We start from the raw sequence: 25,425 nt of genomic DNA on the forward strand, positions 1-25,425 counted from the left end.
TTTTTGGGTCAATCCGTGACCCGTACGCTCAGGGTGTTGGCCGTTCGGTTTCCCACCCCGGCGCTCTGATTCAACTGGATCACCCCGCGGCTACCGGTGAAGGCCTGGTCGCTGGTAGCGACCTGGCGATAGCCTGGTGCAGAGTCAGTTGGATCGGAGTTGTTGATCAGCGCCACGTTCTGTTGCCTGAGGACGCTGTCATCGATACTTTGCGGCTGCGAACCAATGCTTATCCGCAGGGCATTGGCTTGCTGGTTGCTGGCGCCCGCGCTCTGGTTGACACCCAGTACGCCGTTGCCATGACTGAAGGAGTTGCCCTGGATGCTGGACTGAGCATCGATCGTGGGGTCGACTTGGCCACGCAACCGTTGGCGAATCTGTGTGGTCGCGTTGGCGCCATGACCAATGGCGATGGCTCGGGCGTTGGCCTGCTGCTGCTGATCGCCCGCAGCCTGGTTGACCGAGAGGTTGCCTTGGTATTGCATGCCCGAACCGTCGATGTCGGCGTTATTGATGACGGGAGGTTGGGCAAAGGTCGGAGCACTGCAAAACATCGCGATAATCAGCAACGTACGATTCATCTTAACGGTCTCCCGTTATGATTTTCAGAGCACCCAGGCCTTGCTGGATGTTTGAATTGACCATGTTGGCAATGCCGCTGCCCGAATTTCCCGAACGTCCGGCAGGGAGGTTGGAAAGCTGGGTCTGGTTGCTGATATTGCCGCCCAGGTTGTCGGTGTTTTGAGTGACCAGGCGGGAGATGCTTGCACCACTGGCGACACTGGCGAAGTCGCCGTCGCTCAACTCGTTCGTTTGACTGAGAATCTGTTTGGACGGGTTGGCATTGACGGTCGTAGGACTTGGGTCGGGGATGAGCGGTGGAATCGTTGCGTTGCGCGTCTGGACATCGCGTTTGATGGTAATGATGCCGTTGTCAGCCTGTACAGGCAGGCAGATGGTCGAGCCCAGTGCGCATCCGATCAGAAGAAGGCTATAGATGCTTTTATCAAATTTCCCCACGGCGGCAATTCCTTCTGTAAGTGGAACGCTGGGCCCTTATCAGCGTTGCGAGGAAGAGAGCAGAAGGTGTGCCGGTTTTCGTTTTTCTTTTAAAAACAGCTGGTTGGCTTTAATAGTCGAGCTGGTCAAAAAAATTTGTAACGCCGGTGAGACAGAACCACGCAAAAAGCGCCGTCCATGCTGGCGGCGTTGCTCGCTAAGGGCGCTGAAGGCAGGTTGTATCAGTGGCTTAACATTTTCTGGCAAGCGCGCTTGGGCCGCTTTAGTTCGCGGGTTTGCGCAGGGATGGGTGTTTCAAAAATGGACATTTTCGGGGGAGGGCGGGGTGACCCGGTCAGGCCTTGAGCAAGCGCATCACAGCCTTGAATGCCGCGTCCTTGCGCTGTTTCCAATCACCTTGCAGTACCTGGCAAGGCTGGTGGTGCAGGTCAAGCCATTGGTGGCTGGCCTGGAAAAACGCCTGGCGTTCTGCGAGTTGTGGTTGGCAACGCTGGCCGTCGTCATGCCAGGCCACGGCTTCAGGGCTCAGCAGCAAATGCAGGTCGTAGTGCCGTGCCAGCAATGCTTGCTCGATCCACGTCGGGCAAGCGCCAAACAAGGTGCGACTCCAAAGGATATTGCTTAAGAGGTGCGTGTCGAGAATCAGCAGTGACGGTTGTTTGGCGCGTGCTTCATCTTCCCAAGCCAACTGACCTTGTGCGATGGCTGGAATGTCGTCATAGCACGTTACGCGGGCTTCCCTTTCGATGAAATGCCGGACGTACTCGCCGACCAATATGCCACCAAAATTGGCGTGAATCTCGCTCGAAAGCCAGCTTTTGCCGCTCGATTCCGGCCCCGCCAGCACCAACACCTTCATGTGCGCAACGCCGGGTCGGTACGCCATTCTCGCCAGCCTTGCACGGCAATCAGAGTGAACAGTGCATAGAGGCCAGCGGTCAGGTACATGCCTTTGTACATAAACAGCCCGACGAAGACCACATCCAGAGCGATCCACAACGGCCAGCACTGCACGCGTTTTTGCGCCATCCACAATTGCGCCACCAGGCTGAAGCCGGTCAGCGCCGCATCCAGCCAGGGTTGGGCAGCATCGGTCCAGTGCGCCATGGCAGCGCCCAACAACAGGCTGCCGATCGCGCCGATGGCCAGACCGAATGCGACCGATTTGCCATCGAGCTGGCTGACCCGGCGCCCCTGATGCGCTTCACCGGCACGGGTCCATTGCCACCAGCCATAGAGCTGAAACGCGGCGTAGACCACCTGAAGCAGCATGTCCGAGTACAGTTTCACTTCAAAAAAGATCCAGCTATATAGCAGCACCATGACCAGGCCGATCGGCCAGCACCAGGGGTTCTGTTTGACGGTCAACCACACGGCAATCACACCGAGGGCGGCGGCAAACAGTTCAAGCCCGGACATGAATGTTCCTTGGGGGAAGCAAAGAGGGGGACGGATTGTACCGGCAGGCGCTGCCAAGTAAAACCAGCAAGCGCCATCCCTCATCGGGCCTGCGTTGGGCTCTGTAGCAGCTGTCGAGCCTGCGAGGCTGCGTTCGGCTGCGAAGCAGTCGTCAATCCAGCATACGATTTTTGTCTGGCACACCGCGGTGCCTGGTTTCACGACTGCTTCGCAGCCGAACGCAGCCTCGCAGGCTCGACAGCTGCTACAAAGAACGCAAGCTGCTACAGAGATCGCATTTCCTACACCCGGAACTGCTTGAGCAACCCGTTCAACTGTTCACTCAATTCCTTCAGTCGAACACTGGCCAGGCTTGACTGTTCCGCCGCCAGTGCCGTGCTATGGGACAAACCGGCCGCTTGGGTGACGTTCTGGTTGATGTCCTCGACCACATGCGCCTGTTGCAAGGTCGCGCTGGCAATCGAGGCGTTCAGCCCGTTGAGGTTGCGCAGCGCCTGGCCGATGGCGTTCAGGCTCGCACCGGCGAGGCCGGCCTGCTCGATGGTCAATTGCGATGCACGGCTGCTGTCGCTGATCACCTTCACCGCCGCTTCGGAGTGGCTCTGCAGGCGCTCGATCATCGACTGGATTTCGGCCGTGGACTTCTGGGTGCGCTGGGCCAGCAGCCGCACTTCATCGGCCACCACCGCAAAACCGCGGCCCTGTTCACCGGCACGGGCCGCTTCGATGGCCGCATTGAGCGCCAGCAGGTTGGTCTGTTCGGCAATGGAGCGGATCACTTCCAGAACGCTGCCGATCTGCGTGCTTTCGGCGGCGAGGGTGCGAATAACTTCCACCGCTTGATCGATGGTCGAAGACAACTTGTCGATCTGCTGCAGGCTGCCATCAATATTGACTTGGCCTTGCTGCGCCTGAGACTCGGCATCGCGCATTTCGCTGGCGGCGTGTTCGGCGTTTTTCGCCACGTCCTGCACGCCATACGTCACTTCGTTGATAGCCGTGGCCACCAGTTCCATCTGTTGCGATTGCTGCTGGCTGCGTTGCTGGGCCTGGGCAGCGTCGTTGCCCAACTCGCTGGAAGACTGGCCAAGGGCGCTGGCAGACACTTGCAATTCACTGATCACCAGCCGCAACTTGGTAGTAAATGCATTGAAGTGGCGTGCCAGTTGCGTGACTTCATCCTGGCCATGGGTATCGAGGCTGCGGGTCAGGTCGCTCTCGCCGCTGGCGATGTTGGCCATGGCCGTCACGGTTTCCTGGAGCGGCCGCACGATGCTGCGGGCAATCAGAATCACCAGCAGCGCCATGATCAGGGCAATCACCAGCCCGACGAAAGAAGCCTTCCAGACCTGGCCATAAAACTCGGCCTGAACGTCGTCGACGTACACGCCCGAGCCAAGCACCCAACCCCAGGGTTCGAACAGTTTGACGTAGGAGGTTTTCTCGACGGGGGCATTGGCGCCCGGTTTCGGCCAGCGGTAGTCAACCGTGCCGGCACCCTTGGACTTGGCGATGGCAACCATTTCATTGAACAGCGCAAAACCGTCCGGGTCGCGGATCGTCGAGAGGTTCTGGCCTTCGAGTTTCGGGTTGGCCGGGTGCATGACCATCACCGGCGTCAGGTCGTTGATCCAGAAGTAATCGTTCTGGTCATAACGCAGGCCGCGAACAGCCGTCAGCGCCTGCTTTTGCGCGGCGTCACGGGTGAGCGTGCCGGCGGTTTCCAGATCGTGATAATAAGTCAGGATGCCACTGGCAGTCTGCACCACGTGCTGGGTTTTCTGCACCTTGGCGTGGTAGAGGTCATCGTGTATCTGCTTGAGCATCAACACGCCCAAGGTCAATAGCATCATGACGGCCACGATCAAGATGAGCCACAAACGGCGGCTGATCGACATATTGCGCAAGCTGTTCATAACGCTGTCACTCCGGGTTCTTTTTCTTGTAATAAATGATCGCCAGCATCCAACCACACTTTGCCAACCGGGCCTACAAGGCCTAAGTCCAATACGCGGCAGCGTAAAACGGACTTGTCTGATAGGATTTCGGCCCCGCACGGAAAAACCTGAATCCAGGTTGATTTTTCACAGGATTTTTACGGCTGTGCGTGGATCTTGCGCTCGCGGGTTTTCAACTACGCTGGTTGCAGTCAAACGCTCTGAAAAATATTAACGGGGCATGCCGTGGCGCATCGCTTCTTGGGGGATTGATGGATCTTTGGACCGCCTTTCAGGCATTGATACTTGGGGTTGTAGAAGGGCTGACGGAGTTTTTGCCGATTTCCAGTACCGGGCACCAGATCATTGTGGCCGACTTGCTCGACTTCGGTGGCGAGCGGGCCATCGCTTTCAACATCATCATTCAGCTGGGTGCCATCCTGGCGGTGGTGTGGGAGTTTCGCCGCAAGATCCTCGATGTGGTCATCGGCTTGCCGACACAGCCCAGCGCTCGACGTTTCACCGCGAACTTGCTGATTGCCTTCATGCCGGCCGTGGTGCTGGGGGTGATTTTTTCCGATTTGATCCACCACTACCTGTTCAACCCGATTACCGTGGCAGCGGCCTTGGTCGTGGGCGGGATCATCATGTTGTGGGCCGAACAACGTCAGCATGAAGTGCACGCTGAAACCGTTGACGAGATCACCTGGAAAGACGCCCTCAAAGTCGGTTTCGCCCAGTGCCTGGCGATGATTCCGGGCACTTCGCGTTCTGGCTCGACCATCATCGGCGGTTTGCTGTTTGGCCTGTCGCGCAAGACTGCGACCGAGTTTTCGTTCTTCCTGGCCATGCCGACCATGGTCGCTGCCGCGGTGTACTCGGGTTTTAAATACCGTCACTTGTTCGTGCCAGCGGATTTTCCGGTGTTCGCCATCGGCTTCGTGACTGCGTTCATCTTCGCGATGATTGCTGTCAGGGGCCTGCTGAAGTTCATCGCCAGCCACAGCTATGCGGCGTTCGCCTGGTATCGGATCGCGTTCGGCCTGGTCATCCTGGCGACCTGGCAGTTTGGCTGGGTCGATTGGGCAGCGGCCAAGCCATGAGCGACTCCAGCGCGCGCCACAACCCCGGGCGTCCGTCCGGGGGCGAGATCCAGCATCTGCGCTTGAAACTGCTGGTGTTCGCGATTCTATGCGCGCTGCCTCTGTCTGGTTCCATGTCGTTATGGCTGCGTGGGGTCTCGGTGATTCCCCTGGCGGCCTATGGCATCGTCAGCGTGCTGGCGTTTTTCCTGTACTGGAGCGACAAGCGCAAGGCGCGCGCCGACAGTTGGCGCACCCCGGAAAACGTGTTGCATGCACTGGAACTCGCCGGTGGCTGGCCGGGTGCTTTACTGGCGCAGCAGGTGTTTCGGCACAAGACGCGCAAGCTCTCGTTTCAGTTGGTGTTCTGGGTGATCGTGCTGATGCACCAGGTTTTCTGGATCGACCAACTGTTCCTCGGTGCACATCTGTTTGCATTGTTCTAAAGGTTCTAAAGCAGCAAGCCGACCTGAGTACGCTTGGGCAGCTTGCTCACCACCAGTTGATGGGAGCGTTGCAACAACCCTTGTAGCTCTTCGGACCCCAGAGGGTAGGGCGTTTCCATGATGATCCACTGGGCCCGCGCCAGATAAGGCGCCGGGTGAATGCCCGGACGGTCGCAATGACCGAGAAACAAATCCTTGTCGACCTTGAACGCCAGGGACGCACCACGCAGGTTCTGCAAGGCGAACATCTTGTTCCCGGCGATCGAAAACACCCGCACGCCACCCCACTTGTAGTCTTCCCGCGCACCGGGCAGTGCGAGGCAGAATGCCGCGACGTCCTCTTCGCTCATGCGTCCAGCCTTCATATCAGTCGGTCCCCACAGGCATTGAATGATTCGATCAAATGGTCGATCCAGGCGCGCACGGCTGGCATCACACCGCGACGATGAGGGTAGACCGCTTGCAGCCAGCCGCCAGGCAGCGACCATTCGGGCAGCAACTGCACCAGCGAGCCGTCTTCCAGTTCCTGTTCGCAATACATCATCGGCAGCATCGTAAAGCCCTGTCCGGCGAGCGTGCAGGCCCGACGCACGATGAAGTCGTCGATGCCCAACCGCGCTTCCAGTGCCAGGTCGCAGCTTTTACCCTGTCGGTCGATCATGCGGATGTGCACCATGCGATCGGCTTCCAGGGCACCCAGCACCGGCAAGCCCTTGAGGTCATCCGGATGACCGATTTCCCGACCGTGGAGGAAAGCCGGGCTGGCCACCATCAGCATCTGCGCCTGACGCAGACGCCGGGTCACCAACAATGGGTCTTCATCCCCCAACTCCCGGACCCGCAGCGCGACGTCGACGCCCTCGGTCACCAGATCGACGCGGCGATTGAGCAGCATGACTTCCAGTTGAACCTGAGGGTGTTTTTCGAGAAATTTGCTGATCACGCTCGGCAGCATTTCGTGGGCCAGCCCGACGGGGCAGGACACCCGCAAGCGCCCGCGAGGTTCGCTGGACATGCTTAGCACCGCTTCATCGGCCATCTCGGCTTCCAGCAGCATCGCCTGACAATGGCGCAAGTAACGCTCGCCCACAGCGGTCAGCTTCAGTTGCCGGGTGGTGCGTTGCAGCAGGCGTGCGCCCAGGCGTTCTTCCAGTTCGGCAATGCGTCGTGACAGTCGCGACTTGGGAATCCCGAGCAAACGCCCGGCCGCCGCGAAACCACCGGCTTCCACGACCTTGGCAAAATAGTAGAGATCATTGAGGTCTTGCATGTGAGTCTCAGCGTGATTGTTCTATCAGTAGGACAAACTATCGCATTGTTACCGACTAATCAGCTATTGGTTTCGTCTGTAGGATTGTCCCCATCAGATCGCCTCGTGGCGATCCTCACCTGGAGATCCCACATGAAACTGCTGCATATCGATTCGAGCATTCTTGGTGACAACTCGGCTTCCCGTCAGCTGAGCAGCGAAGTCGTCAAAGCCTGGCAAACCGCCGAGCCAACCGCCGTGGTGACCTACCGCGACCTGGCCGCTGACGCGATCAGCCATTTCTCCGCCACGACCCTGGTCGCTGCCGGCACCACCGCTGAACTGCGCAACGCCGCGCAACAGCACGAAGCTGAACTGAGCGCTTCGACGCTGGCCGAATTCATCGCCGCCGATGCCGTGGTGATTGCAGCGCCAATGTACAACTTCACCATCCCGACTCAATTGAAGGCCTGGATCGACCGCATCGCGGTTGCCGGTCAAACCTTCCGCTACACCGAAGCCGGCCCTGAAGGCCTGTGCGGTGGCAAGAAAGTCGTGATCGTTTCGACTTCCGGCGGCCTGCATGCCGGCCAGGCGACTGGCGTCGCTCACGAAGAATACTTGAAAGTGCTGTTCGGCTTCCTCGGCGTCACGGACATCGAATTCGTCCGCGCCCATGGTCTGGCGTACGGTGACGAAGTGCGCACCAAAGCCATGAGCGACGCTCACACGCAAATCAGCGAGCAATTGTTCGCCGCCGCGTAAAGCCTCTGTAAAAAAAATCAAACAGCTCAAGCAACATCCAAAAAACTCTGTATTCTGATCACGCAAGTGCCAGATACGGAGTTTTTTGTTTCTGGTCATTTCTATTTGTTGAAGATTCTGGCCCAGGTTATGCAGTCGAGGGTTAACGTCCCCGTTCTGCAACGACCTTGGTGGCCGCACATTTCTGGCACAAGGCCGCTTCTTCGGTGTCTGAAGAGAACGGGCTTCCCGGTCAAGTAACAAAGGTGGGGCATCCCATGATGCGTCTTTGTGCAACGTTACTGATTTGCCTGCTCAGCAGCCTGAATTCAGTGCACGCCGCGCCTGCGCCGCACCCTCACTGGAGCGTCGGCTTCCATGAGCTGAGTTTTCTCGATCCGCTGGATCTGCAGCCGATGCGGGCCATCGCCTTTTATCCCTCCAGCGACAAGGAACACACCAGCAAACTTGAGGGTTACACGGTCGAAGCCGGCGAGGATACGCGAGTTGCCATCGGTCGTTTCCCGATGCTGATGCTGTCCCACGGCAACACCGGAACCCCGCTGGCCTTGCACGACCTGATGACGTCGCTGGCGCGCAAAGGTTTTGTAGTGGTGGCGGTGATTCATCCCGGCGACAACTCCAAAGACCACAGCCGCCTCGGCACCTTGAGCAATCTTTACGGCCGGCCGATCCAGATCTCCGAAGCCATTACCGCGACCTTGGGCGACCGCATGCTCGCACCGTTCGTCAATGCCGATCAAGTTGGCGTGATCGGTTACTCGGCGGGTGGCGAGACCGCGTTGATTCTGTCCGGGGCGACGCCTGACCTCGACCGTCTGCGCCGCTATTGCCAGGAACGCCCGGACGACCGCGATGCCTGCAACACTCAAGGCGAGCTGATCGCCGACCGTGATGATCTGCAACCGGTGGCGGATCCACGCGTGCATGCGTTGCTGCTGATGGCGCCTCTGAGCCTGAAGTTCGGCCGCCATACTCTGGCTGATGTGCATGTGCCGGTGCTGCTGTATAGCGGCGATGGCGACAAACTGGTGGCCTTCGATAAAAACGCTGCCGCCCTGGCGCGCAAACTGCCGATCGCGCCGGACTTCAAGTTGCTGGCCGGAGCAGGGCACTTCGTCTTCATGGCGCCGTGCAACGAAGAGCAGATCATCGCCATGCCGGCGCTGTGTACCGATGCCGATGGCGTCGACCGCGAAGACATTCACCGCAACATGATTTCCGAAGCCGGGCGCTTCTTCTCCCGCGCCTTGGGCAAACCGACCCGGGCCGGAATGCAGACCGCTGATCAATAAATCCTCGGCGTGGTCGGCGACGATTTGCGTTGCGCCACAACCCTGTAGGAGCCGGCTTGCTGGCGAATGTTCCTTGAGGCTTGCACTGATCTTGGGGACGCCTTCGCTGGCAAGCCAGCTCCTACAGAGGTGGGCGTGGTGGCGACGATTTGCATTGCTCCACAACGTTGTAGGAGCCGGCTTGCCGACGAATGGTCCTTGATGGGGGCGCCTTCGCCGGCAAGCCAGCTCCTACACGAGGAAGCGGGGTGTCAGGTCATTGCGCGGCGTTTCAGCAGCAGGGTCAAGCCGAGGCCGGTTATCGACAATAATGCCGCGCTGAAGAAAATCCACGAATACCCCAAATTCAACGCCACCGCGCCCATCAACGGCCCGGCAATCGCCAGCGCCAGGTCGAAAAACACCGCATAAGCACTCAACCCCGCGCCGCGACTGGAGTTGGGCACCTGCTTGATCGCTTCCACCCCCAATGCCGGGTACACCAGCGACAGGCCGAACCCGGTCAGGCCGGCGCCGATCAGCGCATACCCGGTGGACGGTGCCAGCCACAGCAGCACCAGGCCGACGGTCTCGATGGTCATGCAAGCGATGGCCGACGTGAAACCGCCAAAACGACTGATGGCGGAAATAAACAACAGCCGCGACAGGATGAAACAAACCCCGAACACCGTCAGGCAATACGCGGCGCCGGTCCAGCCACGATTCACGTAATACAAGGTAATAAAGGTGGTCAGCGTGCCGTAGCCGATGGACGCCAGGCTCAGGCTGGCCCCGAACGGTGCAATGCGCCCGAACACCGCCCAGAACGGCAGGCGCTCGCCGCGAATCACCGGCACCGACGGTTTGTTGCGAATCAGCACCAGCGCCGCCAGTGCCAGCAGTGACAGGACAATCCCCAGGCTTTCAAACCCGTACTCGGCGACCATCACCACCCCCAGCGGCGCACCGATGGCGATAGCGCCGTAGGACGCAATGCCGTTCCAGGAAATCGAACGCGCGGTGTGTTCAGCGCCGACCTGGCCCATGCACCAACTGATCGTACCGACCCCGATCAAGCCCTGGGCGATCCCCAGCAACAAGCGGCCGGCTATCAGAATCAACAGGCTCACCAGCGGAAAGCTTTGCAGCAAGGTCGACAGCAAAGTCAGAAGCCCGCTCAACACAATCCCCGACAACCCGTAAACAATCGCCCGTTTGGTGCCGATGTTGTCCGACATGCGCCCGGCCATGGGGCGGCTGAGCAGGGTGGCCAGGTACTGGGAGCCGATGGTCAGCCCGGCGACGATGGCGCTGAACCCGAGTTGTTCGTGGACATAACCCGGCAACACCGCAATCGGCAGGCCGATGCAGAGGAAGGCGATAAAGGTATAGAAAACGATGGAGACGATCTGCAGGGTGATCGCCATGGAGCTTTGCGGTGGCAGTTGCTGCACAGACATTGAGGGCTCGTTCGCGGGCGGCGGTAGGAGACCTGCATCATGGCAAGGGCGGGGGATAAAAGGAAGCAGGCTAACTATATTCGTCGAGTTTGATGGCCTCTTCGCGGGCAAGCCTCGCTCCTACAGGATTTGTGTCGTTCACACATTATTCGAACGCCGCAAAACCCTGTAGGAGCGAGGCTTGCCCGCGAAGGTGTCAGCACCAAAACATTCCTCAGCCCTGAAATGCAAAAAGCCCCGTCACATGGACAGGGCTTTTTTCTTGCCGCTTGCAGCTTAAAACTAATCGCTGCTCTTAAAACACAACGCCCTGGCTACGCAGGTAATCGTCATAAGTGCCGCTGAAGTCGATCACGCCGCTAGGGCTCAACTCGATGATGCGGGTGGCCAGGGACGATACGAACTCACGGTCGTGGCTGACGAAGATCAGCGTGCCCGGATAGTTTTCCAGCGCCAGGTTCAGCGCCTCGATGGATTCCATGTCCAAGTGGTTGGTCGGTTCGTCCATGATCAGCACGTTCGGCTTTTGCAGGATCAGCTTGCCGAACAGCATGCGACCTTGCTCACCACCGGAGATGACCTTGACCGACTTGAGAATCTCGTCGTTGGAGAACAGCATCCGGCCGAGGGTGCCGCGAACGATTTGCTCGCCGCCCTGGGTCCATTGGCCCATCCAGTCGAACAGGTTGCAGTCGTCTTCGAAGTCGTGCGCGTGGTCCTGGGCGTAGTAGCCCAGTTCCGCGGCGTCGGTCCACTTCACGGTGCCGGCATCCGGGGTCAGTTCGTTGACCAGAGTGCGCAGCAGCGTGGTTTTACCGATACCGTTCGGGCCGATGATCGCCACGCGTTCGCCAGCTTCAACCTGGAAGCTGAAGTCCTTGAACAGCGGCTTGCCGTCGAAGCCTTTGGCCATGCGCTCGACGATGACCGCCTGACGGTGCAACTTCTTGGTCTGTTCGAAGCGGATGAACGGGCTGACGCGGCTCGATGGCTTGACCTCGGCCAGCTGGATCTTGTCGATCGCCTTGGCGCGGGAAGTAGCCTGCTTGGCTTTCGAGGCGTTGGCCGAGAAGCGGCTGACGAACGATTGCAGTTCCGAAATCTGCGCTTTCTTCTTGGCGTTGTCCGACAGCAGTTGCTCGCGGGACTGGGTCGCCACGGTCATGTACTCGTCGTAGTTGCCCGGGAACAGACGCAACTCGCCGTAATCCAGGTCAGCCATGTGGGTGCACACGCTGTTCAGGAAGTGACGGTCGTGAGAGATGATGATCATCAGGCTGGAGCGCTGGGTCAGGATGTTTTCCAGCCAGCGGATGGTGTTGATGTCCAGGTGGTTCGTCGGTTCGTCGAGCAACAGCACTTCAGGATCGGAGAACAGCGCCTGAGCCAGCAATACACGCAGTTTCCAGCCTGGGGAAACCTCGCTCATCGGGCCGAAGTGCTGCTCGATGCCGATACCCAGGCCCAGCAGCAATTCACCGGCACGGGATTCGGCGGTGTAGCCGTCCATTTCGGCGAACTCGGTTTCCAGTTCAGCCACGGCCATGCCGTCTTCTTCGGTCATTTCCGGCAGCGAGTAGATGCGATCGCGCTCGGCCTTGACCTTCCACAACTCTTCGTGGCCCATGATCACGGTATCGATCACGGTGAATTCTTCGTAGGCGAACTGGTCCTGGCGCAATTTACCCAGACGCACGTTCGGCTCAAGCATGACCTGGCCGCCGGATGGCTCGAGGTCGCCACCGAGGATTTTCATGAAGGTCGACTTGCCGCAACCGTTGGCGCCGATCAGGCCATAGCGGTTGCCCGCGCCGAATTTGACCGAAACGTTTTCGAATAGCGGCTTGGCGCCGAACTGCATCGTGATGTTAGCTGTAGAGATCAAAGGTTTTTCCTGCGAAGCATTCAGAGTAGCTAGGGTTGCGGCAGTACCGATTCAGTACCCGTTTCCGGTATTCAAACCACGGGAAATGCATCCCGGTCAGAAGCGGAAGGTCCATCTGGCAATAAGTGGACAGCAGCATATGGAGCGCTTGGCCCGAGTCGAAGTGCGCTGAGACGGGGTTCATTCCCGTCATCAACCAAGGGGGGCGCGTAATGTTTGGCGGCGATTGTACTGGTCTGGCTCTTTAAACGATAGGGCATTGAGGCCGCACGGGCGCTTTGGCGGCATCAGTGGACAGATTTTCACACCTGAAGGTTAACTATTGGTTACAAACTGTGGCTAAAATGCCATCTATCAACCGGGTGCCGACCGTCGGCATGGCCGCAGGGATGCTCCACCGGGACCGCTGTTTCGTATTCAGACGCTGCACAATGCCCTTGGACCGTTTGGCTGGCAGGGGACGCAGTTTGTTCACTTCTGACGTGTGACGACATCTGTGAAACTCATCATCGCTGCTATTTATGTTGTATCCATCGCGTACGTCCACCTGCGCGGTCGGGTGCGCCACAAGCTGGGCCGCCAACTGAGCGACCATTCGACGTTTCTGGCGCCGATCAATTGCTTCCTTTATATGTTCTCGAAAATCCCCAACAAGCCTTACCTTGATCCCGCCGATTTCCCTGACTTGAGTCCGTTGCAGACCCATTGGGAAGAAATTCGCGCCGAAGGCCAGAACCTGCTCAGGGCCGGGGAAATCAAGCGGTCGAACCAATACGACGACGTCGGTTTCAACTCCTTTTTCAAAACCGGCTGGAAACGTTTCTATTTGAAGTGGTATGGCGATAGCCACCCATCGGCGATGAAACTCTGCCCGCGCACCACCGAACTGGTACAGAGCATCGGTTCGATCAAGGCAGCGATGTTCGCCGAGCTGCCACCGGGTTCCAAACTGGTCCGCCACCGCGATCCGTATGCCGGTTCCTACCGTTATCACCTCGGTCTGGAAACACCGAACGATGCCGGTTGCTACATCAACGTCGATGGCGAGAGTTATCACTGGCGCGACGGTGAAGCGGTGATGTTCGACGAGACCTTCATTCATTACGCTGAAAACACCACTGAACAGAACCGCATCATTCTGTTTTGCGACATCGAACGGCCGATGAAGTATCGCTGGGCTGCGGCGTTCAATGGCTGGTTCAGCCGTAACGTGATGTCGGCGGCAGGTGCGCCGAACGATGTGGGCGACAAGACTGGAGGCATCAACCGCCTGTTTGCCAAGATCTACAAGATTCGCTTGCGTGGCAAGGCGCTGAAGAAGCGTAATCGCAAGCTCTATTACCTGGAGAAATGGGCGATTTTTGGTGGTCTGCTGGCGTTTTTCGTACTGATCTGAAGGTGCCTTCGCTGGCAAGCCAGCTCCTACAAGGTTTACGCAATCCCTTGTAGGAGCTGGCTTGCCAGCGAAGAGGCCGCAACATTCAGCACAAAACCCTGATCAACCACTCGACCGCTTGGTGGTTTTTTTGGCCGGCGCCTTGTCGGCCGATTTCGGTTTCACAGCCGTTTTACCACCGGCCTTGCCCCCCAAACTGCGTTTAAGCAGCTCGGTCAAATCGATAACATCCGCAGTCTTGCGCTCTTCTTCGCCAGTCGCTGTCTCCACATCCTCGATCTTGCCTTCATTGGCCTTTTTCTCGACCAGCGCCATGATCTTGTCTTCAAAACTGTCGCGATAGTCGTCAGGTTTCCAGTCGGCGCTCATGTCTTCAACCAGACGCTTGGCCATGTCGAGTTCGCCCTTGGCCAATTCCGGTTTGGTCACCTCACTGCCCAGCTCAAGCGTGTCGAGGCTGCGCACTTCCGCCGGCCAGCGCAGCATCACCAGGACCATCGCCGATTCCAGCGGCATCAGCGCGGCCAGGTGCTGGCGGGTATGCAGCACGACATGGGCGAGGGCGACCTTGTTGGTTTTGCTGAGGGTTTCGCGCAACAGCGCATAGACCTTGCCGCCGCGCTTGTCCGGCGCCAGGTAGTAGGGCGTGTCGATGTTTTGCAGGGGGATCTGCTCGCTGTCAACAAAGGAAAAAATGTCGATGGTTTGCGTCGATAACGGATGCGCCGATTTGATCTCCTCCTCACTGAGCACCACATAGCGGCCCTTTTCATACTGCACACCTTTGACGATGTGCTCCTTGGTGACTTCCTTGCCGGTGACCTTGTTGACGCGCTTGTAGCCCACCGGGTCCATGCTGCGGCTGTCGAGCCAGTCGAAATCCACCCCTTGCGAAGACGTCGCCGAGACCAGCGCCACAGGGATATGCACCAGCCCGAAACTGATTGCGCCTTTCCAGATTGCCCGTGCCATGGTCGTCTTCTCGCGAGTGATGTTCAGGTGACCGGTGACGCCGCGTAAAAGTTTCAGCGCGCTGCGGCCCGGTCCTGCGGGCGGATCGGCGGTGTGGTCAACTCGTGTTACACCTTGTGAAGCAGGTTTTAGTTAACAAATCCGAACCCCGGGCGTAGCGTGCTATCGAAGATCCTATCCACGTTGAAGTCGAGAGGCTCCCCATGAACAGATTTGTGCTCGGCTGCACCGCGCTGGCGTTAAGTGGCTTGCTGAGCCATCTGGCCCTGGCCGACGGCGCATCGGCAACGCCTTCGTTGTTATTGGCCCAGAGCCCCACGGGCAACTCCAGCAATCCTTACAACAGCCCGATTCGCCGGGCCAACCCCAATAGCATGCAAGGCACGCAACCCAGTGCGCCGGCCATTCGTGGGCCCAATACAGTGCCCGTGCCACGACCACCGACCCTTGACAATGGTGGCATCGGCAACCGTTATCCGCAGGACCGATCACCTCCCGCCAGCCCACCTAAATTCATTCCCAATCCACCGCATCGAGACGCAGACACCAGCAACCGTTGAACGGCAGGACCGCGTTCTTGCCAGTCATTCGAACGACAAAAGGAATCGTGCATGTTGCGTAAAACCCTCCTGGCCACTTTCTGCGCGAGCGCACTGATCAGCGCTGCGGCGCCTGTTTTCGCAGCCTCGACCCAGGATCTGAAAAGCGAACAGGGCACCCTCGAAGTCACGACGATTGCCAAGGGGCTGGAGCACCCTTGGGCGCTGGCGTTCCTGCCGGATCGCAAGGGCATGCTGGTGACCGAGCGACCCGGCAACCTGCGCGTCGTCAGCGCCGACGGCAAGCTTTCAGACCCGATTGATGGCGTGCCCAAAGTCTGGGCCAAGGGCCAGGGTGGTTTGCTGGACGTGGCGTTGTCGCCGGACTTCAAGCTGGACCGCACGGTTTACCTGTCGTACGCCGAAGGTGGCGGTGAAGGCGACAAGGCCGGCACGGCAGTTGGCCGCGGGCAGCTGTCGGAAGACCTGACGACCCTGAAGAATTTCAAAGTGATCTTTCGCCAGGAGCCCAAGCTCTCGGTCGGTAACCATTTCGGCTCGCGGCTGGTGTTCGATCGCGATGGCTACCTGTTTATCACCCTGGGCGAGAACAACGACCGGCCAACGGCGCAAGATCTCGACAAGCTGCAAGGCAAGATTGTGCGGATCTACCCGGACGGCAAGGTGCCGGACGACAACCCCTTTGTCGGCCAGGCCGGTGTACGTCCGGAAATCTGGTCCTACGGCCATCGCAACCCGCAAGGCGCGGCCCTCAACCCATGGACGGGCACGCTCTGGGAAAACGAGCACGGTCCCCGGGGTGGCGACGAGGTCAACATCATCGAACGCGGCAAGAACTACGGCTGGCCGCTGGCAACCCACGGCATCAACTATTCCGGTGAGCCGATTCCGGAGGCCAAGGGCAAAACCGCCGAAGGCACCGTTGCACCGCACCACGTCTGGGAAAAATCGCCCGGTCTCAGTGGCTTGGCCTTCTACGACGCGGATCGCTTCAGGGCCTGGCAGCACAACGCGTTTATTGGCGCGCTGGTGAGCCAGGAGTTGATCCGCCTGCAATTCGACGGCGACCGGGTGGTTCACGAAGAGCGGTTGATGGGTGAACTGAACAAGCGCATTCGCGATGTGCGGCAGGGGCCGGACGGCTATTTGTATGTGCTGACCGACGAGGATGATGGCGTGTTGTACAAAGTCGGCCTGAAGTAACCCTGTAGCAGCTGTCGAGCTTGCGAGGCTGCGTTCGGCTGCGAAGCAGTCGTAAAACCTGAGCGCGAGGTAGTCCTGAAGGACCGCATTGCCTGATTTCACGACTGCTTCGCAGCCGAACGCAGCCTCGCAAGCTCGACAGCTGCTACAGGGGTTATTCAGGTGAGGTTCAAGCATACAAAATCACCGCCGCCCGCAGTTTGCCCCGGCCAAAGCTGCTCATTTTCTCAAACTCGGCATGGCTGACCGGCAAATGCTGGCAGTCCATAGGTTGACGATGTTGGCTGTGGTCGACATCCGGGTCGTGCAGGTAGACGAACTCGTCATCGCAATCGGTGACGATCACCCAATGCGGTGATTTCGAGCGGGTCAGTCGATAACAGCTGATCAGCACCAACGGCTGGCCGCCAGCGTCCAGTAACCGGGGCAGGTCCAGCGGCCCACCGATCACCCGTTCGACGTCGGTGGCTTGCAGTTGCTCGGTGAACTCCTCATGCACCAAACGCATTACGTCTTTTTTATGCTCATCGCGCACACCATCGAGGAACAATGGCCCGGCCATGCTCAGTTGCAGACGCACCCGAAACCCGCGTCGTGACGCGGCCAGCGCAAGACCTTGAGGACTGCAGCCACCATGGCCGGAGGTCATGAACACGGTGGTCGCCTCGCGCCAGAGCTGCAGTTCTTCGCGGCGCTCCAGCAGTCGATCCTGTTGCAGCGCCCCCATGGCCATCAGCAGGCAGGCCGGGCCACAGGTGAAATCGGTGGTTTGCGGGTAATAAGGCACCTTGATGTTGCGTGAGTCGCGGTGCTGGAGGATGCGTTTTTCCAGGCGCAGCGCATCGGCATGGTCCTGGTAATAGTCGTGAATCAGCGCAAAACGCCGGTAACCGTTGCGCTCATACAAGGCGATCGCCGCCGGGTTGTCGATTCGCACCTCCAGCCGCAGGTAGGCGCAATCGTGCGCAAGGGCGCAGGCCTCGATGCGTTGCAGCAATTGCTTGCCCAGCCCGCTGCCGCGCGCCTGTTCGGCAATGGCAATCGAGTAAAGTCGCGCCAGCGAAGTGCCCCGGTGAAACAGCACCACGGCGTAACCCACCAGGTGTTCGCCGCGCTGGGCTACCAACAGTTGCCCGTGGGCGCGGCTGATCATCCATTGAAAACTGCGGCTGTTAAGCCGATCCGTGGTGAAACATTGTTGTTCGAGTTCCAGCAATGCCGGCAAGTCTTCAACCACCGCCAGGCGAAAAACCAGATTCATATGACCACCGTAAAAGTTGCGTAACGAAACGAGACTTTCAAAAATCTTCGTGCTTAATAGGAAAGGTCTTGTTCTCCAACGGATCAATCACTATGTCAGCGGTACAAGGTCATTGGCGCGAAGTATCCGAGCAAACTTTGCCGGCAGCAACTTATTTAAATGATGCATCAAAAACTTCAAGTCAATTGATTATCATCGTCGAACGCAAGGAAGACTGGGCGTCGTATTTCCCCAGCGAGGACATTGTCAGCGCCCAGGAATACCTTGAGCAGACTCGGGACAATGAGCAGGGCAAACGCATCCAGGTGATCAACCTGTGCCGCAGCTACAAGTACCTGGGGCACGGTTATTACTGCTCATTGCTGGCGGAGGCGCGTGGGCACAAGGTGATTCCGTCGGTGCGAACCATCAGCGAACTGACCAAAAAATCCCTGTACGGTCTGGCCTTGGACGACCTCGATAAGCCTTTGGAAAAAGCCCTCAGCAATCATCTTTACAGCGACACCGAAGGCTTTACCCTGACGCTGTACTTTGGCAGGACTAACATCGAACCGTTGCAGGATCTGGCGCGTCAGTTATTCGAAGTGTTCCCGTGTCCAATATTGTTAGTTGAGTTTCGCCGAACTAACGGCTGGCACATCGAAGGTATAAAGTCCGGTGCGCTGCATAAGTTGCGTGAGGATCAGGAAGATCAGTTTGCCAACTCGCTCGACAGTTTCAGTCGCAAGATATGGCGCGTTCCACGTTCGCGCCGACTGGCGCGATATGACCTGGCGATTTTGCACGACCCGCAGGAAGCGTTGCCGCCATCCAACGCCAAGGCCCTCGACAACTTTGTCCGGGTCGGCAAGACATTGGGCATCGACGTCGAGCTGATCGAGCGCAAGGACTACGCGCGCATCGCCGAATACGACGGGCTGCTGATTCGCGAGACCACCAGCGTCGACAACCACACTTACCGCTTCGCCAAGAAAGCCGAGAGCGAAGGCTTAGTGGTGATGGACGACCCGACCTCGATCCTGCGCTGCACCAACAAGGTCTACCTGACCGATCTGCTCAAGAGCCATCAACTGGGCATGCCCGCCACCGAAATTCTGTACAAGGAGCGACCGGAAGATTTCGAACGGGTCGGCGAGCGCCTGGGCTTTCCGCTGGTGTTGAAGATCCCCGACGGCTGTTTCTCCCGTGGTGTGATCAAGGTTGAAAGCCAGCAAGCCTTGCTTGAAGCCACCGCCGAACTGTTCGAACACTCGGTGCTGTTGCTGGCCCAGGAGTTTTTCTACACCGAGTACGACTGGCGCATCGGCGTACTGAACCGCAAACCGATCTTTGCCTGCCAATACTTCATGTCCAAGGGCCACTGGCAGATCTACAACCACAAGGCCAAGGGCCAGGACATCAACGGTGAATGCCGCACGTTGGCGGTCCACGAAGCACCGCGGGCGGTGGTGGAACTGGCGGTGAAGACCGCGAACCTGATCGGCGATGGCCTCTACGGCGTCGACCTCAAGCAGTCCGGCGACAAAGTGGTGGTGATCGAGGTCAACGACAACCCGAACATGGACGCCGGCATCGAAGACGCCTACTTGCAGGACGATCTGTATTCACTGGTGCTGGAGGAGTTCGTGCGTCGGTTGGAGCTCAAACGTCGCGGCCAGGCCTGGTGAGCGGCCTATGATCAAGAGTTTCCAACTCAGCAACGGCGCGCTGCACGCCGTAGAACGGCTGGACGCGCAGGTGATGCTGTTCAGCAACCCGGATGCGGCCGAACGGGATTTGTTGCACAGCCATTTCAAACTCGATGAACACGCACTGGCCTCGGCCCTGGACCCTGACGAGGTGTCGCGCATCGAGTTCCATCCCGACAACCTGTTCCTGATCTGGAAACGCCCGGAAAACTACTCCGGCGCCGGCAGCCTGGCCTTCGAAGTATCGTCCTGCGGTTTGCTGTTCTGTCAGCACCGGCTGCTGGTGATCGCCACCGATGACTCGCCGCTCAGCGGCCTTGGCATCCGGCAGCAGCTGAACACACCGCTGGATGTGTTGCTGCATCTGCTATTCAACAACATCCATCACTATCTGGGCCATCTCAAGGTGATCAAGATGGTTGCGCGGGAGTTGCAGCAGAAATTCAACGCCTCGATGCAAAACCAGCACTTGATCCAGATGTTCAACCTCAGCGAAAGCCTGATCTATTACATCAACGCGATCCACAGCAACGGCGCGGTCCTGACCCGGCTGCGCAACCATGCGGAAAAGGAACACTTCAGTGCCGCAGCCATCGGCCTGATTGACGACCTGATCATTGAAAACAACCAGTGCTACAAACAGGCGGAAATCTACTCCACGGTGTTCTCCGGGCTGATCGACGCCCGGGGCAACCTGATGAACAACAGCATGAACAACCTGTTGCGCAAGCTGACGTTGATCAACGTGGTGTTTCTGCCGCTGAACCTGATTGCGAGCGTTGGCGGGATGTCCGAATTCAGCATGATGACGGCGGGCACGCCGTGGTGGGTTTCGTATCCGTTGTTTCTCACGGCGATGATGTTGGGGGCGGGGGTGATGGTGCTGGGGCTCAGGCGGTTGGCGAAGTAAGTGTGTTGACCGTGAGACCGTCATCGCGGGCAAGCCCGCTCCCACACTGGATCTGTGGCGATGACTGAACTTGTGGGAGCGGGCTTGCCCGCGATAGCGATCTCAAAATCAGCATATTGTCCGGATCAGATTCGCTGGCTTGCACCTACAGATTTCTTTCGATCCTGAAATCCCCGAACCACCAGATACAACAACGGCCCGACCGACACAAAAATCGCAGTAATCAACAGGTAAGGAACAACCGACCACCCCGACTGCCCACGCTTGCGCGCATCGCGATACATCCAGATACCCGCCAGGATTGCCAGCAAGTAAAGATCAATCACCACCTGCGCTGTATCAGGCCGAGACATCAGGCTGATGCCGAAGTCGATCAACGACTGTTCAGCCTGAAGCATCACCGAAACGGTGTAGCCGGCGAAGGCGATGAGGACAACGAGGGGCAGGGCGACAGACTTCATGGTGTCCTTCCTTGGGACGATGAGCGGAATCGCCAGCCTACAGAGGTCGAACAAAATTGGCCATTGACTTGCCACCAGCGCCCGGCTAGTTTTCACACATGACTTCCACCGTATTGCGCTGCCAGCCAAGCATTATTACCGCCATTCCTTATCTGGCGGGCTAGCTCACGACTGCAGCACCCAACCCGCCCTAGAGGCGGGTTTTTATTTTCTGTCTCCGGGGTTTAGACCAACGCACTACCTCTGTAGGAGCTGCCGAAGGCTGCGATCTTTTGATCTTGATCTTTTAAAAGCAAAGATCGCAGCCTTCGGCAGCTCCTGCATCGGCCGCGTAAAGGAGATGACCATGAACAGCACCCACGCCCAGCAGACCTTGCTTGAGCATTACGTCAAAAAGATCCTCGCAGCCAAGGTGTATGAATTGGCGGTACGCACGCCGCTGCAAGACGCTCCGGCACTGTCCGAGGCCTTGGGCAATCGGATCCTGCTCAAACGTGAGGATTTGCAACCGACCTTTTCCTTCAAGATTCGCGGCGCCTTTAACAAACTGATGCAACTGAGCGATGAGCAAAAGGCTCGCGGCGTAATCCCCGCATCGGCGGGCAACCATGCCCAGGGCGTGGCGTTGGCCGCGCGCGAATTGGGGATTGCCGCCACTATCGTCATGCCGTGTACGACACCGGAATTGAAGGTGCTCGGTGTGCGCAGTCGCGGGGCCGACGCGGTGCTGCATGGGGAGAGCTTTCCGTTTGCCCTGGAACACGCCTTGAACCTGGCACAGCAAACCAGGCGCACCTTTGTCTCGCCTTTCGACGACCCGGACGTGATCGCGGGGCAGGGCACGGTGGCGATGGAAATCCTGCGCCAGCATCAAGGGCCGCTGGATGCGATCTTCGTCCCGGTGGGCGGTGGTGGGCTGATCGCCGGCATCGCCGCGTATGTAAAATACCTTCGACCTGAAGTCCGCATCATCGGCGTCGAGTCGGAACACTCCGCGTGTTTGTCCGCTGCTTTACAGGCGGGTGAGCGAGTTGTCCTGCCAGCCGTAGGAACCTTCGCCGATGGTGTAGCCGTCGCCCAGATTGGCGCTCATGGTTTCGAGGTTTGCCGGTTTTGCGTCGATGAGGTGCTGACGGTCAGCAACGACGAACTGTGTGCCGCCATCAAGAATATCTACGACGATACCCGTTCGATCACCGAGCCTTCCGGCGCGCTGGCGGTGGCCGGAATCAAGAAGTACGCGGCGAAAACCGGCGCCCGTGGTCAGACCTTCGTGGCCATCGACTCGGGTGCCAATATCAATTTCGACAGTTTGCGGCATGTGGCCGAGCGCGCCGCAATGTGCAACGCCCCGGCGTGAGGGGATGCGTCCGTTACTCCTGGACGGCCTTCTCGACCTTGCTTGATGCCGACCAGATGCGGTAGCGGACGTTGACGTCTTTGGGCACGTAGAGCACGATCGGCAGCTTGCTGTTGTAACGCAGCATGAAGCCGTCACCGACCACCGGCACGAAGTCCTTTTTGCTCTTGCCGTCCGGGCAGGCCATCAGGGTGCTCATCGGGCCGATGACTTTTTCCAGTCGGTAGAACGGGTAGCCCCAGCCCTCAAGGTTTTTCTCCTCAAGAATGCCGCCCAGGCGTTGGCGGTTGCAGTCTACGGTCAGGGTTTTGCCGGCGAGGATTTCGACCTGGAAGCTGTCTTCCTGAGTCTGTGGGGCGAGATGGATTACCTGGCGGGTAAAACCGCTTTCAGGTTTCGGGAACGGCGCGATGTCTTCGAGTTTCGCCCCATGAGCGACGCTCGACAGTGCGGCAACTATTAGCCCGACGGTAGTGTTGCAGGTCAATGAACCCATGATGCCTCCTTGCGTGTGAGTGGGGTCGGCGGATACTGAATTACCTCGGCGCATTCTTGCTGCCGTGCGCGGCTATTGCAAATTCGTCGTGGCCAGAATGCAAATTGCAGGGGCGGCGGGGGGGCTTCTTGCAGATTGCATGAAGGCATTTACATGTAGTTACGCTAAACCGTTGATTTGCCGATGAGCTGCACGGCGAAATTCCGGGCATGTTTTATGCTGTAGCTGGTCTTAAGCTGACCGGGGATTTGATGGAGTCGGCGTTGATACTTTATTGGCAGTCTCATATTAAGGAGAGGGTCGCCATGTTTCTTTCTGCCTTGGAACTTCGCAATATCATTGAAAGCAGTTTTTTGCCGAAACGCTGCCAATGCACGCTGTCGCCGGACCTGTCGATGACCGTCAAGGTGTATTCAGATCGCGAAACCGATCACCTCGATCTCATGGTGACCGGAATAAATGCCAAACAGTTAAATGGTTGCCGTGAAATCAACGACCTGATCGCCGAACTACGCTCTGACATGCAACTGCGCACCATGGCCGATGCCCAGCCTTTGCATCCGGACAGAAAAGCCCTCTAACTCGCCGCTTCCAGCTCCACCGACACGCGCTTGGTCTGGAAAAACGCCAGACCAAGCGTCAATTCCACCATCACTGCCAGCAAAATACCCGGACCGGCATGGCCATCGAGCCATTCGCCGAAGCCCAATGCGGCCAGCCCCCAGCAGCCGACAATAAAGCCATTGCTCAACGCATTGCGGGTGGTGGAGGGCGCCTCGTTTCGAATCAGATAAAACATCACGCCCAGTGCTGCAAACAGCACCGCGCTACGCCGCGCAACCAAACCCGTGGCGACGGAATACTCAATACTCCAATTCGACAGCAACCAGTCGGGCGTCAATCCCCAGACCAGGGCCAATAGAAAACACAACGCGGCGGTTAACGTCGACAACGTGCGAAACGATAACTGCATGGCGAATCCTTGCGGCAGTAGGAGAAGGCGCTAGAGCATAGCGTCAGATGCCTCCCGGGAATACCGCAAGGTTTCGTTTCCGACCCCTCGGTCAGTTCTGCATGCTGCAAGCGTCGGATAACTTCCTGTAGGTGATTTCCGAGGGTTTGCCGCTGGTATCGATGTACTTCATGTCAGCCTTCACCACTTTGCAGTCCAGTGTGTTGGGTTCAGTCAACGAAACGACTTTGGCCACGTTCAGTGGCATACCGTAATGGTAGGACGGGACTGCTTGAGAGGATGAGGTGTCGTTGGCTTGGGCCAGACCGGTTAGCCCGGTGCAGGTGAGGGCGGCGGTGACCAGCATTATGCGCATGTTCATGAACGTTCTCCGGTGCGGACGGAAAGTCAGCTCGACGTAACGGACGTCGAACCTGCCGCACTGGGCGTCAGAAGGGTCTGAGGGCGTGCGGTCCAGTAAAGTGTTGGACCGCGCGATTAAGCGTTGGTTAACCTGCCTGAATGCCACCTGTCGCCTTGCTGTCATTTCAAGCGGAAGGTTTGCGGTGGCAGGTAGGCCGCCTTCGCGGGCAAGCCCGCTCCCACATTTGGTCTGTGGCGTTCACACATCCAATGTGGGAGCGGGCTTGCCCGCGATGGGGCCGTCAGCTTCAGCGCATTTCCAACTGCCGCCGATACGGCAAATCCGGCCCGGTCTTGCTGCACGTCATTGCCGCCGCCTGCACCGCAAACCCGAGCATCGCATCGATCTGCTCGCGGCCCAGCTGCTGCAATCCTTCAACCGAATCCAGCTGCTGCTCCGTCAGCCAGGTAATCAGCGCCGCCTGGAACGTATCGCCAGCCCCGACAGTGTCGGCAATCTTCACTGAACAGGCCGGCACCGACCACGAACCATGGGCCCGGCTGAATACCGTTGCACCCTCGCCACCCCGGGTCAGGAATACCAACTGACAACGGTGTTGCAGCCAGCCTTCGATGACCCGCGCAGGGTCCTGCTCGGGATAGAGCAAGCTCAAATCCTCATCACTGACTTTGATCAGGTCGGCCAACTCGACCAATGTTGCAATCCGCGAACGCCACAGCTCGATATTCGGCTCAGGATTGAGCCGCACGTTCGGATCAAGACTGATCAGGCGCTTGCCGCTTTCCCGGCGCACCAATGCCAGCAACGTGTCGGCAATCGGCTGCACCACCAGCGAAAACGAGCCGATGTGCAGGCCGCGTACCTCAGGCCCCAGTGCTGGCAAATGCTCCGCTTTCAACTGCCGATCGGCGCAGCCTTCGCCACGGAAGCTGTAGTGGGGCGAGCCGTTGGCTCCGACCGCGACCATGGCCAGGGTGGTGGGTGCGGCGAAATCCACCAGGTAGTCCGGGCGCACGCCTTCGTCCTGCAACACTTGCTGCAACCGTCGGCCCAAGTAGTCGGTCGACAGTCCGGCAAACAATGCCGAGTCCACGCCCAACCGGCGTAAACCCACTGCGACGTTGAAGGGTGAACCGCCGGCAATTGCCTTGAAGTTCACTTTTGAAGCCAGGCCGCTGGCGTCTTCTTCACTGAAGAAATCGAACAGCGCTTCGCCACAGACCAGATACATAGTTGTTCGCTCT

General features: G+C 58.5%; 27 protein-coding genes. 11 read left to right on the top strand and 16 right to left on the bottom strand.

The window, feature by feature from the left end:
• Positions 1–8: 8 nt before the first annotated feature.
• From AEQ67_RS17785 to AEQ67_RS17805, 5 genes are all read right to left on the bottom strand, one after another.
• Positions 9–581 (bottom strand): hypothetical protein, encoded by a 573-nt coding sequence (locus AEQ67_RS17785; RefSeq protein WP_059405147.1) that lies wholly within the window; start codon positions 579–581, stop codon positions 9–11.
• 1 nt (position 582) lies between these two features.
• Positions 583–1,020 (bottom strand): hypothetical protein, encoded by a 438-nt coding sequence (locus tag AEQ67_RS17790; protein WP_059405148.1) that lies wholly within the window; start codon positions 1,018–1,020, stop codon positions 583–585.
• A gap of 334 nt (positions 1,021–1,354) precedes the next feature.
• Positions 1,355–1,879, bottom strand: a complete 525-nt coding sequence (locus AEQ67_RS17795; protein WP_059405149.1) for an AAA family ATPase — start codon at positions 1,877–1,879, stop codon at positions 1,355–1,357.
• Entirely contained in the window at positions 1,876–2,439 is a 564-nt protein-coding gene (gene pnuC / locus AEQ67_RS17800) for a nicotinamide riboside transporter PnuC (RefSeq protein ID WP_059405150.1), read from the bottom strand. The genes AEQ67_RS17795 and pnuC overlap by 4 nt, the downstream gene beginning before the upstream one ends.
• Before the next feature lie 281 nt (positions 2,440–2,720).
• Positions 2,721–4,355, bottom strand: coding sequence for a methyl-accepting chemotaxis protein (locus AEQ67_RS17805; protein WP_059405151.1), 1,635 nt, complete (start codon positions 4,353–4,355; stop codon positions 2,721–2,723).
• Positions 4,356–4,648: 293 nt separating this feature from the next.
• On the opposite strand from AEQ67_RS17805, the gene AEQ67_RS17810 reads away from it, so the two are divergent.
• Both AEQ67_RS17810 and AEQ67_RS17815 read left to right on the top strand, forming a co-directional pair.
• On the top strand, positions 4,649–5,479 hold the full coding sequence (locus tag AEQ67_RS17810; protein ID WP_059405152.1) for an undecaprenyl-diphosphate phosphatase: 831 nt from the start codon (positions 4,649–4,651) through the stop codon (positions 5,477–5,479).
• Positions 5,476–5,904 carry a DUF1294 domain-containing protein gene (locus AEQ67_RS17815; protein ID WP_059405153.1) on the top strand — a complete coding sequence of 143 codons (429 nt, stop codon included), beginning with the start codon at positions 5,476–5,478 and terminating at the stop codon, positions 5,902–5,904. The genes AEQ67_RS17810 and AEQ67_RS17815 overlap by 4 nt, the downstream gene beginning before the upstream one ends.
• A 5-nt stretch (positions 5,905–5,909) precedes the next feature.
• On the opposite strand, the gene AEQ67_RS17820 is transcribed toward AEQ67_RS17815, so the two are convergent.
• Together AEQ67_RS17820 and AEQ67_RS17825 are read right to left on the bottom strand one after the other, a co-directional pair.
• Entirely contained in the window at positions 5,910–6,269 is a 360-nt protein-coding gene (locus AEQ67_RS17820) for an MmcQ/YjbR family DNA-binding protein (RefSeq protein ID WP_059405154.1), read from the bottom strand.
• Complete coding sequence (locus AEQ67_RS17825) at positions 6,266–7,174, bottom strand: LysR substrate-binding domain-containing protein (protein ID WP_059405155.1); 909 nt, start codon at positions 7,172–7,174, stop codon at positions 6,266–6,268. Before AEQ67_RS17825 ends, AEQ67_RS17820 begins: the two co-directional genes overlap by 4 nt.
• Positions 7,175–7,306: 132 nt before the next feature.
• Between AEQ67_RS17825 and AEQ67_RS17830 the strand changes: the two genes are divergently transcribed.
• Positions 7,307–7,918 carry an FMN-dependent NADH-azoreductase gene (locus AEQ67_RS17830; protein ID WP_059405156.1) on the top strand — a complete coding sequence of 204 codons (612 nt, stop codon included), beginning with the start codon at positions 7,307–7,309 and terminating at the stop codon, positions 7,916–7,918.
• A 257-nt stretch (positions 7,919–8,175) separates the two neighbouring features.
• Positions 8,176–9,213 (top strand): alpha/beta hydrolase family protein, encoded by a 1,038-nt coding sequence (locus AEQ67_RS17835; RefSeq protein WP_059405157.1) that lies wholly within the window; start codon positions 8,176–8,178, stop codon positions 9,211–9,213.
• Between the two features lie 251 nt (positions 9,214–9,464).
• On the opposite strand, the gene AEQ67_RS17840 is transcribed toward AEQ67_RS17835, so the two are convergent.
• Positions 9,465–10,652, bottom strand: coding sequence for an MFS transporter (locus tag AEQ67_RS17840; protein ID WP_059405158.1), 1,188 nt, complete (start codon positions 10,650–10,652; stop codon positions 9,465–9,467).
• A gap of 295 nt (positions 10,653–10,947) precedes the next feature.
• Positions 10,948–12,537, bottom strand: a complete 1,590-nt coding sequence (locus AEQ67_RS17845) for an ABC-F family ATPase (RefSeq protein WP_010460520.1) — start codon at positions 12,535–12,537, stop codon at positions 10,948–10,950.
• A gap of 496 nt (positions 12,538–13,033) precedes the next feature.
• Between AEQ67_RS17845 and lpxO the strand changes: the two genes are divergently transcribed.
• Positions 13,034–13,933: a lipid A hydroxylase LpxO gene (lpxO, locus tag AEQ67_RS17850; protein ID WP_059405159.1), complete on the top strand. Its 900-nt coding sequence runs from the start codon at positions 13,034–13,036 to the stop codon at positions 13,931–13,933.
• A 102-nt stretch (positions 13,934–14,035) separates the two neighbouring features.
• Here the strand turns inward: lpxO and ku are convergent, their stop codons facing one another.
• Positions 14,036–14,905 (bottom strand): non-homologous end joining protein Ku, encoded by an 870-nt coding sequence (gene ku, locus AEQ67_RS17855; RefSeq protein ID WP_059405160.1) that lies wholly within the window; start codon positions 14,903–14,905, stop codon positions 14,036–14,038.
• 203 nt (positions 14,906–15,108) lie between these two features.
• Between ku and AEQ67_RS17860 the strand changes: the two genes are divergently transcribed.
• Together AEQ67_RS17860 and AEQ67_RS17865 are read left to right on the top strand one after the other, a co-directional pair.
• A complete protein-coding gene (locus tag AEQ67_RS17860) occupies positions 15,109–15,465 on the top strand; it encodes a hypothetical protein (protein WP_059405161.1) in 357 nt (118 codons plus the stop codon).
• Positions 15,466–15,516: 51 nt separating this feature from the next.
• On the top strand, positions 15,517–16,668 hold the full coding sequence (locus AEQ67_RS17865; protein WP_059405162.1) for a PQQ-dependent sugar dehydrogenase: 1,152 nt from the start codon (positions 15,517–15,519) through the stop codon (positions 16,666–16,668).
• A 169-nt stretch (positions 16,669–16,837) separates the two neighbouring features.
• Here the strand turns inward: AEQ67_RS17865 and rimI are convergent, their stop codons facing one another.
• Positions 16,838–17,929, bottom strand: coding sequence for a ribosomal protein S18-alanine N-acetyltransferase (gene rimI / locus AEQ67_RS17870; protein ID WP_059405163.1), 1,092 nt, complete (start codon positions 17,927–17,929; stop codon positions 16,838–16,840).
• Positions 17,930–18,021: 92 nt separating this feature from the next.
• Here rimI and AEQ67_RS17875 point away from each other — a divergent pair, with 92 nt between their 5' ends.
• On the top strand, positions 18,022–19,596 hold the full coding sequence (locus AEQ67_RS17875; RefSeq protein WP_059405164.1) for a RimK family protein: 1,575 nt from the start codon (positions 18,022–18,024) through the stop codon (positions 19,594–19,596).
• A 7-nt stretch (positions 19,597–19,603) separates the two neighbouring features.
• Positions 19,604–20,527, top strand: a complete 924-nt coding sequence (locus tag AEQ67_RS17880) for a magnesium transporter CorA family protein (RefSeq protein WP_059405165.1) — start codon at positions 19,604–19,606, stop codon at positions 20,525–20,527.
• Between the two features lie 125 nt (positions 20,528–20,652).
• Here AEQ67_RS17880 and AEQ67_RS17885 read toward each other — a convergent pair whose 3' ends face one another.
• Positions 20,653–20,988, bottom strand: a complete 336-nt coding sequence (locus AEQ67_RS17885; protein ID WP_059405166.1) for a DUF2834 domain-containing protein — start codon at positions 20,986–20,988, stop codon at positions 20,653–20,655.
• A gap of 346 nt (positions 20,989–21,334) precedes the next feature.
• Here AEQ67_RS17885 and ilvA point away from each other — a divergent pair, with 346 nt between their 5' ends.
• Positions 21,335–22,348 (top strand): threonine ammonia-lyase, biosynthetic, encoded by a 1,014-nt coding sequence (gene ilvA / locus AEQ67_RS17890; protein ID WP_082377875.1) that lies wholly within the window; start codon positions 21,335–21,337, stop codon positions 22,346–22,348.
• Positions 22,349–22,361: 13 nt separating this feature from the next.
• On the opposite strand, the gene eco is transcribed toward ilvA, so the two are convergent.
• Complete coding sequence (gene eco, locus AEQ67_RS17895; protein WP_059405167.1) at positions 22,362–22,844, bottom strand: serine protease inhibitor ecotin; 483 nt, start codon at positions 22,842–22,844, stop codon at positions 22,362–22,364.
• Between the two features lie 305 nt (positions 22,845–23,149).
• Between eco and AEQ67_RS17900 the strand changes: the two genes are divergently transcribed.
• On the top strand, positions 23,150–23,425 hold the full coding sequence (locus AEQ67_RS17900) for a DUF1652 domain-containing protein (protein WP_059405168.1): 276 nt from the start codon (positions 23,150–23,152) through the stop codon (positions 23,423–23,425).
• Here the strand turns inward: AEQ67_RS17900 and AEQ67_RS17905 are convergent.
• From AEQ67_RS17905 to AEQ67_RS17915, 3 genes are all read right to left on the bottom strand, one after another.
• Positions 23,422–23,817: a hypothetical protein gene (locus tag AEQ67_RS17905; RefSeq protein WP_059405169.1), complete on the bottom strand. Its 396-nt coding sequence runs from the start codon at positions 23,815–23,817 to the stop codon at positions 23,422–23,424. The genes AEQ67_RS17900 and AEQ67_RS17905 overlap by 4 nt on opposite strands.
• Positions 23,818–23,908: 91 nt before the next feature.
• The gene (locus AEQ67_RS17910) at positions 23,909–24,178 is read right to left on the bottom strand and encodes a DUF2790 domain-containing protein (protein WP_059405170.1); all 270 of its coding nucleotides are present in this window, start codon (positions 24,176–24,178) and stop codon (positions 23,909–23,911) included.
• 289 nt (positions 24,179–24,467) lie between these two features.
• Positions 24,468–25,412, bottom strand: a complete 945-nt coding sequence (locus AEQ67_RS17915; protein WP_059405171.1) for a carbohydrate kinase family protein — start codon at positions 25,410–25,412, stop codon at positions 24,468–24,470.
• Positions 25,413–25,425: the final 13 nt, after the last annotated feature.

It is taken from the genome of Pseudomonas sp. RIT-PI-q, assembly GCF_001297125.1.
Lineage (GTDB): Bacteria > Pseudomonadota > Gammaproteobacteria > Pseudomonadales > Pseudomonadaceae > Aquipseudomonas.